The sequence below is a fragment of the Streptomyces sp. NBC_00045 genome (assembly GCF_045041095.1).
Lineage (GTDB): Bacteria > Actinomycetota > Actinomycetes > Streptomycetales > Streptomycetaceae > Streptomyces.
In genome coordinates this window covers 1,128,691-1,144,965 of sequence record NZ_CP108271.1, presented here as the reverse complement: position 1 = coordinate 1,144,965, position 16,275 = coordinate 1,128,691, and the positions used below count along the sequence as shown (strand labels likewise).

Genomic DNA, 16,275 nt, shown 5'->3' with positions numbered 1-16,275 from the left:
CGTCCGCCCCGGGATGCAAGGGCCTTATGTCCAGGATGGGGCGACTTTATCATCCCGTTACCGAGTAGGATGCTCTCATCACCTGATCATCGAAATAGCTTGAAACGCTGGAGAACCCGCCACCCATGCCCCCGCGCCTGAGCATCGTCGTCCCCGTCTACAACGTCGAGCTCTATCTCGACGAGTGCCTGGAGTCCATTGCCGCCCAGACGTTCGACGACTTCGAGTGCATCCTCGTGGACGACGGGTCCACCGACACCAGCGCCGTCCTCGCGAAGGCATTCGCCGCGCGGGACAAGCGTTTCCGGGTCGTCATGCAGGAGAACGCCGGACTCGGAGCCGCCCGCAACGTGGGCGCCCGCCATGCCTCCAAGGACAGTGAGTACCTGGCCTTCGTCGACAGCGACGACACGATGCCGGACTACGCCTACGAGCGTCTGATCGCCGCCCTCGACGAGACCGGCTCGGACTTCGCCGGCGGCAACGTGAAGCGCTTCCGCTCCGTCGGCATGCAGCAGTCCTGGGGACACCGGGCCGCCTTCGCCAAGACCCAGCTGAAGACCCACATCTCCAAGTTCCCGGCGCTGGTCACCGACCGCACCGCGTGGAACAAGGTCTACCGGCGCACCTTCTGGGACGAGCACGGGTTCCAGTACCCGGAGGGCATCCTCTACGAGGACGCCCCCGTCAGCATCCCCGCGCACTACTTCGCCTCCAGCGTCGACATCATCAGCGACTGCGTCTACCACTGGCGCGTCCGCGAGACCGGCGAGCGCTCGATCACCCAGCGCTCCACCGACCCGGTCTCCCTGATCGACCGCGTGACCTCCGTCCGCCTGGTGCGCGAGTCGCTCAAGGCCAAGGAGGGCGCCAAGTACGTCCGCTACCTGCGCGACTACGACTACAACGTGCTGAGCGAGGAGCTCCCGCTCATCTACAAGTACGTCGGTGAAGGCGGTGCCGACTTCCGCGCCGCCTTCGTCAAGGAGGTCGGCGGCCTCGTCCGCGAGATCGGCACCGGCCCCTGGTCCGACCTGACCGTCGCCGACCGCCTCAAGGCGTACCTGGCCCGCGAAGGCCGCGTCGAGGACTTCATCGCCCTCACGGACCACCAGCGCGACTACTCGTACAGCGTCCCCGTCAAGGGACTGGCCCGCCCGCAGGCCGACTACCCGTTCCTGCACGGCCGCCCGCCGGTCCCCGCCAAGATCCTCGCCCTCGGCCCGCGCGAGCGCCGCGTCGTCAGCCGCCTTGAGCAGGCCGTCTGGAGCGACGGCAAGCTGCTGCTCCGCGGCTACGCCCTGCCCGGCCACCTCGGCGCCGAGAGCCGTCTGGGTTCGCGCAAGATGCTCGTCTTCCGCGAGGGCGGCAAGCGCCGCCGCACCGTCGTCAGCACCCGTACGGTCGCCTCCCCGATGGCCACCGTCAACGCCGCGCACCTCGCGCTGAGGCACGCCGACTGGGCCGGCTTCACCGCCGTCGTCGACCCCACCGTCTTCCAGTCGGGCGGCAAGTGGAACGACGGCATATGGACCACTTCCGTCGCCGTCACCGGCGCCGGCGGCCTGCACCGCGCCCGCCTCAAGGGCGGCGAGTCCGACAGCGGACAGAACCCGCCCGCCCACTGGGTCGCCCCGGACGTCCGCATCGTCCCGAACTCCACCGGCGCCCTCACCATCCAGGTCGAAACCGTCCGGGCCCGCGCCCTCGACGTCCGCCCGCTCGGCGACGACGCCGTCGAGGTGGCCGGCGAGCTGTCCGCCGAGATCGGCGCCGGCGCGAGCCTGCGCGCCGAGCACGTCTCCACCGGCACCGTCCTCACCTTCCCGATCGAGACCGACGCCGCCGTCGGCGGCGGGCGGCTCCCGTTCACCGTGCGCGTACCGCTGGCCGAGTTGGCCGCCGTACCGGACGCCGCGTGCGAGCCGGGCGAGTGGACCCCCGAGCCGTGGAGCCTGACCGTCATCGGCACCGACGGCTCCGAGCACCGCCTCGCGCACGACGAACGCGGCGGCTTCGCCGGCCTCGTCGTGCCCCTGACCGGCGGGGACACCGGCCGCGCCCTCTTCGCCAAGCGCGGCAACACCGGACACCTGACCCTCTCCGTGCAGCCCTCGCCGCCGCTGGTCGACTCGGTCGAGAGCCAGGACGGAACCCTCACCCTGAAGGGCCGGTTCGTCGCGCCCACCGACGAGCCGTACGAGCTCGTCCTGCACGACGCGCACGGCACCGAGTTCAGCTACCCCGTCACCCGGGACGGCGACCGCTTCGAGTCCACCTTCGAGCCCGTCCTCCCCGAGGCCTACGCCGGCCGCACCACGCTGCCCAAGGGCCGCTGGTGGCCCACGCTGCGCCCGCTCGCCCAGGGCGGTACCACCGCGGGCCTGCTCGGTGTCGACCGCGGCGCCCCGGTGCAGTTCGCGCCCACCGCCCTGCACGCCGGACCGCACGCCATCACCGTGCTGGGACGCCGGATGCGGGTCGAGGCCCGCTTCTACGACCGCATGGTGCTCGTCGCCGACCCGCTGCTCAGCCCGCACGACCGTTCCCGGTACGCCCAGCGCGTCACCCGGTTCGAGACCTACCCGGCGCAGCGCGCCCTGCCGGTCAAGGACATCGTCGTCTACGACACCCACCAGGGGAACGGCGCCGGCGACTCGCCGCGCGCCATCCACGAGGAGCTGGTGCGGCGCGGCGAGAAGCTGGACCACGTCTGGCTCGTCCAGGACGGCCGCGTCGAGGTCCCCGCGACCGCCCGCGCCGTCCAGTACGACAGCGTCGAGGCCTGGGACGTCCTGGCCCGCGCCCGCTACTACGTCGTGAACGACAACGTGCCGCAGCGCTTCCAGCGCCGCGCCGGCCAGATCGTCGTCCAGACCTGGCACGGAACGCCGATCAAGGAGATCGGTCACGACTTCATCCACGACTACTACACGAGCCCCGAGATCCTTGAGGGGCTGGAGCACGACAGCGCCCAGTGGTCGCTGCTCGCCTCCCCGAGCTCGTACGCGACGCCGCTCCTCAAGCGTGCCCTCGGCTACCAGGGCGAGGTCATCGAGTCCGGCAGCCCGCGCACGGACGCGCTCGTCAAGCCCGACGCGCAGCGGATCACGGAGGTCCGCCGCCGGCTCGGCCTGCCCGAGGGCAAGAAGGTCGTCCTCTACATGCCGACCTGGCGCGAGAACCGAGAGGGCTGGTCGGGCGGCTACAAGCTCGACCTCCAGATCGACCTGGACGCGGCGCGGCGCGAGCTCGGCGAGGACCACGTCCTGCTGGTGCGCGGTCACCACCACGTGACCGAGCAGGTCCGCGACGACGTGCGCGACGGCTTCGTCGTCGACGTGTCCCGCTGGCCCGACGCGACGGACCTGCTGCTCGTCGCCGACGTGCTGATCTCGGACTACTCCTCGGCGCTGTTCGACTTCGCGCTCACGGACCGGCCGATCCTGCTCTTCACCTACGACCTGGAGCACTACCGGACCACGCTGCGCGGCTTCAACTTCGACCTGGAGGCGAAGGCGCCCGGCCCGCTGCTGGCCGACTCGGCGAGCCTGATCGAGGCCGTGCGGGGCGCGGACGCGGTCGGGGAGCAGTACAAGGAGGCCCGCGCCGCCTTCCGCGCCGAGTTCTGCGACCTGGACGACGGCGGGGCCGCCGAGCGCGTCGTCGACCGGATGCTCGGCATGGCGGCCAAGCCCGCGGTGTAAGCCGTCGGAGTGCATTCAGGACGCCTTACGGAACGGCCCCGGGCCCACCGATGAATTTCGGGCCCGGGGCCGGTCTGTATGGGAGCGAGACGGTGCCCACCGCACGCACTCGACCACGCACCCGCCTGGAGGCAGCAGTCATGAGCAGCAGCAACGGATTCACCACGTGCCTGTGGTTCGACGGCGATGCGGAAGCCGCCGCCGACTACTACCTGTCCGTCTTCAAGGACGGGAAGATCGGGCGGATCGGCCGCTACAACGAGGCGGGGCCCGGCCCGGCCGGCGAAGTGATGGTCGTCGAGTTCGAGATCAACGGTCAGAAGTTCATCGGCCTCAACGGCGGTCCGCAGTTCCCCTTCACCGAGGCGATCTCCTTCCAGATCCACTGTGCCGACGAGCCGGAGGCGGACTACTACTACGACGCCCTGACGAAGGACGGCGGCGAGGAGTCCGCCTGCGGCTGGGTCAAGGACAAGTTCGGGGTGTCCTGGCAGGTCATCCCGCCCGGCGCCATCGACCTGATCTCTGACCCGGACCCGCAGCGGGCCAGCCGGGCCACCGCCGCCATGATGACGATGAAGAAGCTGGACGTCGCGGAAATGCGCAGGGCGGCCGACGCGGGCTAGGCCGGCCCGGCCCCCGGCCCGGGCCGAGCCGACGCGAGCCGACGCGAGCCGACGCGAGCCGACGCGAGCCGACGCGAGCCGACGCGAGCCGACGCGGGCTAGGCCCGGTCGAGCGCCGCGATGCGGGTCAGCAGGGCCGGGAGGGCGGTTCCGATCGGCTCGCGGATCACCTCGTCGGCGAGGGAGTCGTACGGGGTCTCCTCCGCGTTCACGATGATCAGGCGGGCCCCCGCCTCGGCGGCCATTGCGGCCAGCGAGGCGGCGGGCTGCACCTGGAGCGTCGTCCCGACCGCGATGAACACGTGGGCGCCCTTGGCCACGGCCACGGCCTGCCGCAACACCTCCGGGTCGAGGCGCTCGCCGAACATCACGGTCGCCGACTTGAGGATCCCGCCGCATGCCGTACAGGAGGGGTCGGGCTCGCCCGCGGCGACCCGGGCCAGCGCCTCGTCCATCGCGGACCGGGCGTGACAGGCCGTGCACACCACCGCCCGGGCGGTCCCGTGCAGCTCGAACACCTTGCGCGGCGGCATCCCGGCGAGTTGGTGCAGACCGTCCACGTTCTGGGTGATCACCCGGACCGGGGTGCCGCCGCGCTCCAGTTCCGCCACGGCCAGATGCGCGGCATTCGGCTGCGCCGCGAGCGCACCGATCTCGGCGCGCATCAGCCAGGAGCGGCGCCGGATCTCCGGGTCCGCCATGTAGTACTCGTACGTCACGAGCTTCTCGGCCTCGGGATCGCGGCGCCACAACCCCTGTGGTCCCCGGTAGTCCGGGATCCCGGAATCGGTGGACATCCCGGCCCCGCTGAACACTGCGACAAGAAGCTTCCCCATGCCCCGACCCTACGTACGGCCGGCCGGGACCCGCGAGCGCATTTCCGGTGGCGGGGGGCCGGGGAGGCACCGCGGGGACCGACTCCGCGTCTCGTGCGGTGAATCCGGCCCCCCACAGGAGTGAGATCCGCGGCCGACCCCTGCCCGCGCAGACGCCCGACGGTTACACATCCGGCATGAAGATCATGCCGTACAGCCTCGGTGCCCTGCTGCTGACCCTGCTCGCGCTGCCGGCCCCGACCCCCGCCGTCGCCGACTCCACCCCGGTCGTCGCCCGCCACCGGCACGACGCCGCCGAAATCAGCACCTTCCTCAGCTCGTTCTACGGCCATCACGGCCCCTCCGCGCGCGACCGTGCTCAGCGCATCTCGCAGCAGCTCAAGGACAAGCAGCGGCACAGCCCGGAGTCCGACGTCCTGCTCTGCACCCAGAACGAACCCGAAGACATCGCCATCGGTACCGTCACCGTCCACCAGGCGGCCGGTGTCGGCTGGGCCACCGTCACCACCCGCTGGGGGTACGACCGCACGGACACGTTCACCGCGTACGTGCGCCTCGACTCCCGGCCGATCAAGATCGATGACGTGATCTGCGCGGGCTGACCGCCCGTACGCCGTCTGGTACAACACCGGACATGACGGGATTCGAGATCACCGGCGCGAGCGCCGCCGACATGGAACTCATCCGTACCTGGGCCGACGAGGAAGGATGGAACCCGGGGGACTCCGACCGCTTCGCGTTCGCGGTCGCCGATCCGGCCGGCTTCCTCGTCGGCCGGATCGACGGCGAACCGGTGGCCTGCGTCTCGGCCGTGCGGTACGGGTCCGCCTTCGGCTTCATCGGCTTCTACATCGCCCGTCCCGCCGTCCGCGGCCAGGGCTACGGGATCCGGCTGTGGCACGCTGCGATGGAGCGACTTCGAGGGCGGCTCGTCGGCCTGGACGGGGTGGTCGACCAGCAGGACAACTACCGCAAGTCCGGGTTCCGTTCGGCCTGGAACAACGTCCGGTACGAGGGCGTACTGCGGGCGAACGGCACGGGCCCGGGCGCCGGAGCCGGCGCCGGAGCGGGCGAGGGCGGGTTCGAGGTGGTCGACGCCGCGTCGCTGCCGTTCGTGCTGCTCGCCGCCTACGACCGACGGTTCTTCCCCGAGTCGCGCGACGCCTTCTTGTCGGCCTGGACCGCGCTGCCCGGCCGCACCGCCCTCGCTGCCGTTCGCGACGGGCGGATCGAGGGCCTCGGGGTGATCCGCCCGTGCAGCGGGGCCTCCCGGATCGGCCCGCTGTACGCCTCCACCCCGGGCGTCGCGGCCGCCCTGCTGCACCGGCTCGCGGAGCACACCCCCGACGGGGCGGTCGCCGTGGACGTGCCCGACGCCAATCCGACGGCCACCGCCCTGCTGGCAGGCTTGGGGCTGGTGCCCTCGTTCGAGGCCGCCCGGATGTACACGGGCCCCGCCCCGGAGGTCGAGCTGGCCGGGCTGTACGGGGTGACCAGCCTCGAACTGGGCTGACGGGCCGATGGGCCGGCCGGCTCGCGAGCTGCTCGCCCGACGGGCTGCCGGAGCGCGGAACGTGCGGCGGGAAGCCGGGCGGCGGTCGCACGACGCCGCCCGGCCGGTCGCGTCGTGCCGGGTCAGAAGCCGAACAGCGCGCCGCTGGTGTGCCGCAAGCCGCAGGGGTTGCCGAAGGTGTACGAATAGCTCAGCCGCCGGCCCTTCCACACGCCGTCCGCGGACACCGTCATCGGGTTCCACTCCCGGGTACAGTCGACGCCCGCGCCGGGTGCGGCGACCGCGTCCAACTGTGCCGAGTGGGCCCGCAGTTCGGCACACGCGGCGGCCGGGGACGGGTGCGTCCCGCCCGGGGTCGGCGCGCACACGAGCGTCACCGCGCGCAGCACCGTGCCGTGCGCTGCGTCCTCCCCGGCCGTGATGCTCAGCACGAGGGCGGACGGCGCGTACAGGCTCTCCGCACCGGACGGTGCGGCGTCGGCAGCTCCGGGCCAGGCCAGGGCCGTGAGGGCGGTGAGCGCCATGGCGGCGGAACCGAGGCCGAGACCCTTTGCGATGGACCGCATTTCGAACTCCCTTGAGTGGTTGTTTCGGATAGCGGACAGGAGTCTTGCCGACACGGACCGTGAACGCCCGTTCGTACCGTCATTTCTCGTCACCGATCGTGAGCGAATGTATGCAGACCGCAGCGGTGGCAGGGGGGCTGACCTGTGGGGGAGCGGATCGGCGAATCGGCCGAACACACGCGCTGAAACATTCCCCGGGGCGGGTGCGGGCCCGCCCCGGGGTCGTTCCGGCCGCCTAACGGGCCGCCGCGATGCGGGGGGCGTAGAGGTCGATCAGCCGGGTGCGGGTCTGCTGGAGGCGCAGGGCGAGCACCCGCCCGACCCAGTTCCCGATGGCGGAGCCGAAGGCGGGGTCGGCGTCCATCAGCATGCGTACGGCGGTCGCGTCGAACTCGTACGAGCGCACCGGGGTCATCGCCTCGGCGCTCAGCTGCCAGGTGTACGGCGGGAAGAGCCAGGACCAGCCGACCAGTTCACCGGGGCCGAGGTTCTCGACGGGGGCGGGCCGGCGGCCGGGCAGCGGGACCTGGAGCGTCACCGTGCCGGAGCGCACGATCCAGAAGCTCCGGGCGCGCGCGCCTTCCTCGAAGATCCTCGCGCCCTCGGGGAAGTTGACCTCGCGGGCCTGGGACATGAGCCGTCCGCGGTGTTCGGCGGACAGGACGGCGGAGATGCGGATGGGGGAAGGTGTGCTCACGACGGCCTCCGATCAGGGCCCCCCGTTACCCCCAGTGTCGCCGACCCGGACGGATCCGGGCACGCCGCGGCACCCGGTGGTTCGAGTACCCCGCGGGCGGCCGCGCACACGGCGGCCCCGGGCCCCGGTGGCGACTCCCCGAAGTCCGCGGACGGGGTCAGTCCTCGGCGTTCGCCTCCAGACAGGCCAGCTCCATCGCGTCGAGGACCGCCTCGTGGCTGCGCCGGCTCAGCTCGGCGACGTTCTCGATCTGTGCCGTGGCCCAGGCCGCCAGGGTCATCACCAGGACGCGCAGCCCGTCGGTGCCGTGCTCGGCCAGGATCGCGTCGGCGACGATCATCGCGTCCTCGGGCACCTGCTCCGGCGGTTCCAGCCCGGCGAGACCGCGGAGCATGGTGAGGGTGCGGCGGGAGATCTCCGGAGTCATCCTCGCCAGCCGCATGTCCTCTTCGTCGTCCATCCGCCCCACCCTCCCGTGCGTTCCCGGACCCTCAGGGCACGGTAGGCGCTGTCGGCCCCGCGCGGGGCGGTTTCGTCAGGGTGACCGCGCGCGAGGGCCCGGGCACCGGCCGGAAAGTCGGCGGATCGGTGGGTTCCCTAGCCGGCGACCGGCCGGTAACTTGTCCGCGGCATCCGTCCGTTGCCCGACCGCCCCGGACGGCCCGACCTCGGCAGGAGCAATATGAAGAGCCTCGTCCGCGCGCTGTTCGGCGCACTCGTACTGCTGGTGGGAGCGCTGCCGGCGGTGGCCGCGCAGGCGCCCGCCGCGGCTGCGCAGACCGCTTCCGCGGCCGAGGAGTGGACCCCGCCGCTGTCCACGCGCGGCCGCTACATCGTCGACGCGCAGGGCAACCGCTTCCGCCTCCGGTCCGGGAACTGGGACGGCGCCCAGGGTTCCTGGAACGGCAGCGGCGACCGCAACGACCCCGCCACCCACCACGCGGGCCAGAACTCCTCCGGCATCCCGATCGGCCTGGACCGGGCGCCACTGCCCACCCTGCTGGCCGACTTCCGGGCCCTCGGCCTCAACAGCATCCGGCTGCCCTTCTCGAACGAGATGCTCCGCACCACCGCCCCCGTCCCCGACGCGGCCGTCGCAGCCAATCCGGCACTGCGCGGCCGTACGCCGCTCCAGGTCTACGACGCCGTCGTCGCCGCGCTCACGGACGCCGGCTTCGCCGTCATCCTCAACAACCACACCGTCACCACCCGCTGGTGCTGCGGACTCGACGGCAACGAGCGCTGGAACAGCGGTCGGTCCACCGCCCAGTGGGCCGACGACTGGGTGTTCCTGGCCCGCCGCTACCGCGACAACCCGCGCGTGGTCGGGGCCGACCTCTACAACGAGGTCCGCCGCGACACCTTCGACGACCCCAACTGGGGCCTGGGCGACGGCCACGACTGGCAGGCGGCCGCCCAGGAGGCCGGCGACCGGATCCTCGCCGAGGCCAACCCGAACCTGCTGATCGTGGTGGAAGGCATCAACTGGACCGGGATCCCCGTGGACGGCTTCCCGCACGGCCGCCCCACCCTCGCCCCCGTCCGCACCCTGTCCCACACCCTCGTCGTCTCCAACAAGCTCGTGTATTCGGCCCACTTCTACGGGTACACCGGCCCCCGGCACAGTGGCGCGACCGGCCTGGGCGAGACCCATGACCTCCGCTACCAGGACATGAGCCGGTCCGAGCTCGAACAGACCCTCTACGACCAGGCCTTCTACGTCTCCGCTGAGAGCGGCGCCCACTTCACCGCACCGGTCTGGGTCAGCGAGTTCGGCATCGGCGCCGACGAGAGCGGCGCCGCGCCGCGCACCTGGTTCCAGAACCTGACCGGCTATCTGAGCGCCGTCGACGCGGACTTCGCGTACTGGCCGCTCGTCGGCTGGAGCACCACAGCGCAGGGAGCCCCGGGCGGCGACACCTGGGCACTGCTGCGCTACGACGCGGCCGGCCGGCGCTCCGGCGTGCTCGACGGGGCCGACTGGCGTACGCAACCGTGGACGGCGCTCTCCGCCACCGCCGGGCGCACCGGCCAGGTCCCCGCCACCACCTCCTGGTACCAGCTGACCACCGACCACCGCGACCACAACGCCTCGTTGCGCACACGGGCCGGCGGGGACTGGGACAGTGGGGCCCGCAAGGCGGTCTGCCCCGACGGCGCACGCCTGGCCGGACTCGGCCACACCGGCGGGCGCGGCCTGTGCACCACCTCCGACCTGCGGGCCCCGACGGGCGGGCACACCGTGGTCCGCGACGAGGCGTACGTCCCGGCGGGCGGCGACTGGGCCACCGGCTACACGAAGTTCCAGTGCCCGGCGGGCCAGTTCCTGATCGGATACAGCCTGCGGGGCGAGCGGGTTTCGGCGGCCCTGTGCGCGCCGGCCCGGACGGCCCTGCCCGGGGGCGGCCGAACGCTCTGGTTCGACCGCGGCGACAACCGGCCGTCCGGCGCCCCCGGCGGCGAGTTCGCGTACGGCGACTACAAGGGCCAGTGCCTGCCCACCGAGTACGCGGCGGGCATCGCCTTCACCACCCGGGTGGCCTCCCGCCCGGGCCCGGCGGCGCTGCTGTGCCGCCCCCTGCCGGCTGCCTGACCCGCAGGTGGGCGCCCGCCCCTGGAGCGCCCGGCCCTGCGGCCGGGTATCCCCGGGGGCGGGCGCTCCGCCGAAGCGGCTACTCGGGCTGGAGCACGGCGAGGCCCCACCGTATGCCCGGGTCCGACGCGGCCACCTGGACGCCGAACGACCCGGACAGCCCCTCCCCGAGCTGCACGGTCCTGTGTGCCGCCGCACCGGCCGGGCAGTCCAGCGTGAACGTGACGGGCGCGGACCCCGCGGTGGCGTCGGAGGTGAAGCCCACCTCGACGCTCCCGCCGCCCTCGCAGGCGACCGTGATCTCGGTGCCCAGATGTGCGTTGAGGCCGCTGCTCACCAGGCCGCCCGACCCGGTGTGCTCGGAGATCCACACCACCGCGTCCGGTCCCGGGTACGGCATCAGCTCCCCGCCGTCGGCCGCCTGCGCGGTACCCCCGCCCCCGACCAGCGCCACTGCCGTGGCCAAGGCCGCGGCCGTCATCGCCGCCGCTCGTGCGTACGTCATGTCTCCCCCGTGGATCGGTGCTTCGATCAGTCCTCCACGACGTTAGCGACCGCCACTGACAACGGCCTCGCCGAGCAGTCCCGGGAGTTCGCGCATGTCGGTGAAGAGGACCGTGCCCGGCCCGGCGAGTCGTGCGGCCGGCGTCAGGCCGCCCGCGTAGCCGAAGGAGCGCATGCCCGCAGCGCGGGCCGCCTCGACGCCCGGGCGGCTGTCCTCGACCACCACGCAGGCCGAAGGGGCCACGCCCATGCGGGACGCGGCGTACAGGAAGAGGTCCGGTGCGGGCTTGCCGCGCTCGACCTCGGTGGCGCTGTGGATGCGGCCCGCGAACCGCTCGTACAGGCCGGTGCGGCCCAGGGTGTGCCGCATCTTCTCGTGGGTTCCGCTGGAGGCGACGCAGGTCGGCAGGGTGATCGCGTCGAGTGCCTCGGGCAGGCCGTCGACCGCGGTGACCCCGGCGTCCACCGCCTCCGCGTGCATCCGTACGAAGCGCTCCTCCCACTCCCGGGCCGCCTCCGCGCCGAGCCGGCCGGCGACCAGCTCCCGGTTCGAGGCGCTGGAACGGCCGATGAACAGGCGGATCGCCTCTTCCTCGGTGAGTGGCCAACCGAGCTGCGAACCCAGGGCGACGTTCACCCGGGCCGCGATCCGCTCGGTGTCGACGAGCACCCCGTCACAGTCGAATATGACGAGTTCGATCGGTTCAGTGGAAGTGATCATGGCGGGAAGGATATGCGCCCCCGGCTCCGCAGAATTTGGCATCCGATGCGCCAAGTGGGGTGAGTGGGTCCGCAATCGGGCTTAGGGTGCGCCCGTAGGCACGGTCGCGAACGGCTGTACGTCTGTTTTCGGCCACCCACGCACAGTGACACCGAACTGGGGGGCTCATGCGTAGAACCCGAGGGCCGGCGGCCGCTCTCGCCCTGTCCCTGGCCGGAACCGGCGCGGCGATGGGCCTCGGCCTCGTCCCGCAGGCGGCGGCCATCACCGCGCCCGTGGTCTTCACCGCCGACGCGCTGCCGTCCTGGCAGCCCAACGGCGTCGTCTGGGCCCTCGCCGAGGCGGGCGGGACGGTGTTCGTCGGTGGCACCTTCTCCGCCGTACGGCCGCCCGACGGCGCCGGCGGCACGGAGCAGGAGGCGGTGAACTTCGCCGCGCTCGACGCCGCGACCGGCGCCCCGACGTCCTGCAACCTCTCCTTCACGGTCGGCGGAGGCACCGCCACCGTCCGCGCCCTCACCCTCTCCCCGGACAAGAAGACCCTGTACGCGGGCGGCTACTTCGGCGCCGTCAACGGCACCGCGGTCTCCAGCCTCGCCGCCATCGACGTGGCGACCTGCACGGTCAAGACCTCCTTCCGCCCGGCCTTCGCGGCCACGGTGCGCGCCCTGGCCGTCACGAACGACACCGTCTACGCGGGGGGCGACTTCCTCACCGTCGCCGGTCAGCAGCGCGAACGGTTCGCCGCCGTCGACGCGGCGAACGGCGCGCTGCGGCCCTTCCGGGCCGACGCCGACGAGCCGGGCCGCGCCGTCGAGGTCACCCCCGACGGGGCCAACGTCGTTCTCGGCGGGGACTTCTTCACCCTCAACGGCACGAACACGCACGCGTTGGCCGTCGTCGACTCCACCAGTGGCGCGCTCACCAAGAGCTACCCCGGCTTCATCGAGACCAACTCCGTCGTCAAGGACATCGCGACCGACGCGACGGGGTTCTACACCGGCAACGAAGGCACCGGCGGCGGCGTCTTCGACGGTCGGATCGCGCTCAACCTGAGCGACTTCAACCAGCGCTGGCGCGACACCTGCCTCGGTGCCACGCAGGCCGTGCTCCCGTACCAGAACGTGCTGTACAGCGCCTCGCACGCACACGACTGCTCCAGTGTGGGCGAGTACCCGGACGGGCAGCGCCACCACCTGCTCGCGCAGCCGACCACCAGCGTCGGCAAGCTGGGTTGGGCCCCCGACACCAACGACGGCATCGGCGAGGGCATCGGCCCGCGGGTGATGACGGTGGGTTCCAAGGGCGGCGTCCAGTACCTGTGGGTCGGCGGCGAGTTCACCACCGTCAACGGCTCCGCGCAGCAGAGCCTGACGCGGTTCGCGTCCACCGGTGACACGGGTGCGCCCACCGTCCCCGTCGCGAGCGCGGCGAGCTTCAAGCCGGGCGAGGTGCAGGTGCGCTGGCGCACCAGCCTCGACCTGGACGACAGCGCCCTGACGTACCGGGTCTACCGCAACGGCGCGGCGACCCCGATCGCCACCGTCACGGCCGACTCGCTGTTCTTCAAGCGCCCGCAGGCCTCCTGGACCGACACCACCGTCACCGCCGGCCAGTCGTACACGTACCGGGTGACGGCCACCGACGGGGCCGGCAACACCAGCGCCCTGTCGGCGACCGCGAGCGTGACGGTCCCGACCTCGGTCGACGCGTACCCGAACCAGGTCCGCACGGACGGTGCCCAGCTGTTCTGGCGCTACGACGAGTCGGCCCTGCCGAACGTCGCCGACTCCTCCGGCGGCGGGAACCAGAACGGCGTGCACCTGAACGCCCCGGCCCTGCGCCAGACTCCCGGCGCGGTCACGGGCGCGAGCACGGCGATCGGCTTCAACGGCACGGACACCCGGGTCTACGGCGATCTGCGCCAGAGCATCGGCAGCAGCTACACCATCGAGACCTGGTTCAAGACGAACACCACCCGGGGCGGCAAGCTCTTCGGCTTCGGCAGCAACCAGGTCCGTGGCAGCAATCAGTACGACAAGCACATCTACATGACCAATGACGGGCGGCTCGTCTACGGCGTCTACACCGGCGCCACCCGCACCATCACCACCGGCACCGCGTACAACGACGACCAGTGGCACCACGTCGTCGCCACCCAGGGACCGGGCGGCATGGTCCTCTACGTGGACGGCGCCCAGAAGGGGACCCTCGCCGTCACCACGCACGAGAACTACGCCGGCTACTGGCATGCCGGCGGCGACAGCCTCGGCGGCTGGCCCGACCGCCCGACCAGCGAGTTCTGGGCGGGCCAGCTCGACGAGACCGCCGTCTACCCGACCGTCCTGAGCACGGCGCAGGTGCAGAACCACTACGCCCTGGCCTCGGCCCCCGCCGACTCGGTCGTGCAGGTACCGGCCGCCGAGGACACGTACGCCAATGCGGGTGCCCCGGAGGGCAATTACGGCACCTCGTCCTCGCTCGCCGTACGCGGCACCTCGCTGTACACAAGCTACCTGCGCTTCAACCTGCCCGCCGCACCCGCGGGCACCGTACTGAAGTCCGCGGCCCTCAGCGTGAAGACCAGCACGATGAGCGGAGCCGGTACGGCGGACACCGTCTCGGTGGTCCCCGTCACCGGCACCTGGACCGAGGCCGGGACCACGTACAACAGCCGCCCCGCCACCAGCACTGTGGCACTCGGCAGCTTCGCCGGCGTCCCGGACGGCTCGGCGGTGCACACCACCGGGCTGAACACGGCCGCCCTCGCGGGCGCGCTCAGCACGAGCTACGGCCTGGCGCTGACCAGCCCGGGTACGGACGCGCTGTGGCTGTGGTCCTCCGAAGCCCCGGCGAACGAAGGAACGCCGCAGCTCACGCTGACCTTCGGCGCGCCGTAAGCGCCGGGGCCGGCGGGCGAACGCGAAAGGGGGTGCGGGCCGTTGAGGTCCGCGCCCCCTTTCGTGGAACGGCCCCGCCGCCTAGGCGATCGTGTACGTGAACTCGTACGCGACGGACGTGTCGCCCTTGCGGTACGTGAACGCGCCGGAGCCCGACAGGCCGGCCAGCTCGCCCGTCGCCGAACCGGGGACCACCTCGAACGCGCACCGGGTGCCCGAGGCGTCGAACGTGCCCCGCTGCTCCAGGACGAACGTCCCCTCGCGGCCGTCGACGGCGCCCGACAGCAGCTCCATACCGGTGTAGGACCCGACGCCCTCCCCGGTGTACGTGAAGGTGTACCCGGCGTTGGTCGCCCGGGCCTCGATCCCGCCCGCGAAGGAGTTGACGACCGTCGAGCGGGCGAGGCGAGGCAGGGAGTCGGCCGGACCGACCGACTGTTCCTGCCAGTCGGCGAACGTGAAACGGCCGGTGGTACGGGCGGAGCTGCCGGGAAGAGAGGGGCTGGTGGTGCGGGCGGACATGGCGGACCTCCTGTGTCACGGCCGGCGGGCTCGGTCCCGCGGCGCGAGAACAGCCTGTCCGGGATACCTGACACCCTCTGTCAGGTATCCCGGACAATGTCCCCATGCGCGCTGACCGGCTCCTCTCCCTGCTCCTCCTGCTGCAGAACCGCGGCCGGATGACCGCACCCGAACTGGCCGCCGAACTGGAGGTGTCGATCCGCACCGTCTACCGCGACATCGAAGCCCTCGGCGCCTCCGGCGTCCCCGTCCACGCCGACCGCGGCCCCGCCGGCGGCTACCGGCTCATGGACGGCTACCGCACCCGGCTCACCGGCCTCACCGACGCCCAGGCGGGCTCGCTCTTCCTCGCCGGTGCGCCGGGCCCCGCGCAGGAGCTGGGCCTCGGAGCCGATCTGGCCGCCGCCCAGCTCAAGCTCCAGGCCGCGCTGCCCGCCGCCCTCGCCGAACGGGCCCGCCGCCTCCAGGACCGCTTCCACCTGGACGCCCCGGCCTGGTTCCGCGACGCCGACCCCGTCCCGCACCTCGCACGGATCGCCCAGGCGGTCTGGGACCAGCGCGTACTGCTCACCCACTACCGCCGCTGGAACGGCGAGGAGCGGGCCGGGCGCCCCCTTCACCCCCTCGGCCTCGTCCTCAAGGGCGGCATCTGGTACCTGGCGGCCCGGGCCACCGACGAGCGCGTACGCAGCTACCGGGTCTCGCGGTTCCTCGCGGTGGACACCGCCGAGGAGGGCTTCGAACGCCCCGACGGCTTCGAACTGGCCGCGTACTGGGCGCAGTCCGCCCGCCGGATGGAGGAGGCGTGCCGGCAGCAGACGGCCCGGCTCCTGCTGTCCCCGCGCGGCCGCCGGCTGCTACCGATGCAGTTCGGCGCGGCCGGCGCACGCGCCCTCGCCGGAGCCGTACCGGCCGGCCCCGCGGACCCGGACGGCTGGATCCGCGTCGACCTCGATGTCGAATCGCCGGCCGTGGCGGTCGGCGACCTGCTCCGGCTCGGGACCGAGGCCGAGGTGATCGGCCCGCCCGAGCTCCGCCAGGCCCTCGCCGACACCGTCGCCGCACTGGCCGAGCGGTACGGCTGAAGCGA

At 72.4% G+C, this 16,275-nt stretch carries 14 protein-coding genes; 7 read left to right on the top strand and 7 right to left on the bottom strand.

Going from position 1 to position 16,275, the window contains the following annotated elements; all coding sequences use genetic code 11:
- The first annotated feature begins 125 nt into the window (after nt 1–125).
- Nucleotides 126–3,707 carry a CDP-glycerol glycerophosphotransferase family protein gene (locus OHA65_RS05485; RefSeq protein ID WP_371645963.1) on the top strand — a complete coding sequence of 1,194 codons (3,582 nt, stop codon included), beginning with the start codon at nt 126–128 and terminating at the stop codon, nt 3,705–3,707.
- Between the two features lie 140 nt (nt 3,708–3,847).
- Entirely contained in the window at nt 3,848–4,333 is a 486-nt protein-coding gene (locus tag OHA65_RS05480; protein WP_327281965.1) for a VOC family protein, read from the top strand.
- A gap of 98 nt (nt 4,334–4,431) precedes the next feature.
- Here OHA65_RS05480 and OHA65_RS05475 read toward each other — a convergent pair whose 3' ends face one another.
- Nucleotides 4,432–5,169, bottom strand: coding sequence for a Sir2 family NAD-dependent protein deacetylase (locus OHA65_RS05475; protein WP_328761786.1), 738 nt, complete (start codon nt 5,167–5,169; stop codon nt 4,432–4,434).
- A 176-nt stretch (nt 5,170–5,345) separates the two neighbouring features.
- On the opposite strand from OHA65_RS05475, the gene OHA65_RS05470 reads away from it, so the two are divergent.
- Entirely contained in the window at nt 5,346–5,771 is a 426-nt protein-coding gene (locus OHA65_RS05470; RefSeq protein ID WP_371645959.1) for a hypothetical protein, read from the top strand.
- Between the two features lie 32 nt (nt 5,772–5,803).
- Nucleotides 5,804–6,682 carry a GNAT family N-acetyltransferase gene (locus OHA65_RS05465; RefSeq protein ID WP_371645957.1) on the top strand — a complete coding sequence of 293 codons (879 nt, stop codon included), beginning with the start codon at nt 5,804–5,806 and terminating at the stop codon, nt 6,680–6,682.
- Between the two features lie 122 nt (nt 6,683–6,804).
- On the opposite strand, the gene OHA65_RS05460 is transcribed toward OHA65_RS05465, so the two are convergent.
- The 3 genes from OHA65_RS05460 to OHA65_RS05450 all read right to left on the bottom strand — a co-directional run bounded on the left by OHA65_RS05460 (nt 6,805) and on the right by OHA65_RS05450 (nt 8,405).
- The gene (locus OHA65_RS05460; RefSeq protein WP_327281960.1) at nt 6,805–7,248 is read right to left on the bottom strand and encodes a subtilase-type protease inhibitor; all 444 of its coding nucleotides are present in this window, start codon (nt 7,246–7,248) and stop codon (nt 6,805–6,807) included.
- A 235-nt stretch (nt 7,249–7,483) separates the two neighbouring features.
- Nucleotides 7,484–7,945, bottom strand: a complete 462-nt coding sequence (locus OHA65_RS05455; RefSeq protein WP_371645955.1) for a cyclic nucleotide-binding domain-containing protein — start codon at nt 7,943–7,945, stop codon at nt 7,484–7,486.
- Nucleotides 7,946–8,102: 157 nt separating this feature from the next.
- On the bottom strand, nt 8,103–8,405 hold the full coding sequence (locus tag OHA65_RS05450) for a hypothetical protein (RefSeq protein WP_327281958.1): 303 nt from the start codon (nt 8,403–8,405) through the stop codon (nt 8,103–8,105).
- 222 nt (nt 8,406–8,627) lie between these two features.
- Between OHA65_RS05450 and OHA65_RS05445 the strand changes: the two genes are divergently transcribed.
- On the top strand, nt 8,628–10,538 hold the full coding sequence (locus tag OHA65_RS05445) for a cellulase family glycosylhydrolase (protein WP_327281957.1): 1,911 nt from the start codon (nt 8,628–8,630) through the stop codon (nt 10,536–10,538).
- A 79-nt stretch (nt 10,539–10,617) separates the two neighbouring features.
- Here the strand turns inward: OHA65_RS05445 and OHA65_RS05440 are convergent, their stop codons facing one another.
- Both OHA65_RS05440 and OHA65_RS05435 read right to left on the bottom strand, forming a co-directional pair.
- Nucleotides 10,618–11,043, bottom strand: coding sequence for a hypothetical protein (locus tag OHA65_RS05440; RefSeq protein ID WP_328761784.1), 426 nt, complete (start codon nt 11,041–11,043; stop codon nt 10,618–10,620).
- 42 nt (nt 11,044–11,085) lie between these two features.
- Nucleotides 11,086–11,763 (bottom strand): HAD family hydrolase, encoded by a 678-nt coding sequence (locus OHA65_RS05435; protein WP_328761782.1) that lies wholly within the window; start codon nt 11,761–11,763, stop codon nt 11,086–11,088.
- 167 nt (nt 11,764–11,930) lie between these two features.
- Here OHA65_RS05435 and OHA65_RS05430 point away from each other — a divergent pair, with 167 nt between their 5' ends.
- Complete coding sequence (locus tag OHA65_RS05430) at nt 11,931–14,663, top strand: DNRLRE domain-containing protein (RefSeq protein ID WP_405761375.1); 2,733 nt, start codon at nt 11,931–11,933, stop codon at nt 14,661–14,663.
- An 81-nt stretch (nt 14,664–14,744) separates the two neighbouring features.
- Here the strand turns inward: OHA65_RS05430 and OHA65_RS05425 are convergent, their stop codons facing one another.
- Nucleotides 14,745–15,185 (bottom strand): DUF3224 domain-containing protein, encoded by a 441-nt coding sequence (locus OHA65_RS05425; RefSeq protein WP_327281952.1) that lies wholly within the window; start codon nt 15,183–15,185, stop codon nt 14,745–14,747.
- A gap of 104 nt (nt 15,186–15,289) precedes the next feature.
- On the opposite strand from OHA65_RS05425, the gene OHA65_RS05420 reads away from it, so the two are divergent.
- Nucleotides 15,290–16,270, top strand: coding sequence for a transcriptional regulator (locus OHA65_RS05420; RefSeq protein ID WP_327281951.1), 981 nt, complete (start codon nt 15,290–15,292; stop codon nt 16,268–16,270).
- The last annotated feature ends 5 nt before the right edge of the window (nt 16,271–16,275 follow it).

Bases quoted from the DNA above. Each gene is read 5' to 3' on its own strand.
- OHA65_RS05485 (WP_371645963.1), top strand. From the start codon at position 126: ATGCCCCCGCGCCTGAGCATCGTCGTCCCCGTCTACAACGTCGAGCTC.
- OHA65_RS05480 (WP_327281965.1), top strand. From the start codon at position 3,848: ATGAGCAGCAGCAACGGATTCACCACGTGCCTGTGGTTCGACGGCGAT.
- OHA65_RS05475 (WP_328761786.1), bottom strand. From the start codon at position 5,169: ATGGGGAAGCTTCTTGTCGCAGTGTTCAGCGGGGCCGGGATGTCCACC.
- OHA65_RS05470 (WP_371645959.1), top strand. From the start codon at position 5,346: ATGAAGATCATGCCGTACAGCCTCGGTGCCCTGCTGCTGACCCTGCTC.
- OHA65_RS05465 (WP_371645957.1), top strand. From the start codon at position 5,804: ATGACGGGATTCGAGATCACCGGCGCGAGCGCCGCCGACATGGAACTC.
- OHA65_RS05460 (WP_327281960.1), bottom strand. From the start codon at position 7,248: ATGCGGTCCATCGCAAAGGGTCTCGGCCTCGGTTCCGCCGCCATGGCG.
- OHA65_RS05450 (WP_327281958.1), bottom strand. From the start codon at position 8,405: ATGGACGACGAAGAGGACATGCGGCTGGCGAGGATGACTCCGGAGATC.
- OHA65_RS05445 (WP_327281957.1), top strand. From the start codon at position 8,628: ATGAAGAGCCTCGTCCGCGCGCTGTTCGGCGCACTCGTACTGCTGGTG.
- OHA65_RS05440 (WP_328761784.1), bottom strand. From the start codon at position 11,043: ATGACGTACGCACGAGCGGCGGCGATGACGGCCGCGGCCTTGGCCACG.
- OHA65_RS05435 (WP_328761782.1), bottom strand. From the start codon at position 11,763: ATGATCACTTCCACTGAACCGATCGAACTCGTCATATTCGACTGTGAC.
- OHA65_RS05430 (WP_405761375.1), top strand. From the start codon at position 11,931: ATGCGTAGAACCCGAGGGCCGGCGGCCGCTCTCGCCCTGTCCCTGGCC.
- OHA65_RS05425 (WP_327281952.1), bottom strand. From the start codon at position 15,185: ATGTCCGCCCGCACCACCAGCCCCTCTCTTCCCGGCAGCTCCGCCCGT.
- OHA65_RS05420 (WP_327281951.1), top strand. From the start codon at position 15,290: ATGCGCGCTGACCGGCTCCTCTCCCTGCTCCTCCTGCTGCAGAACCGC.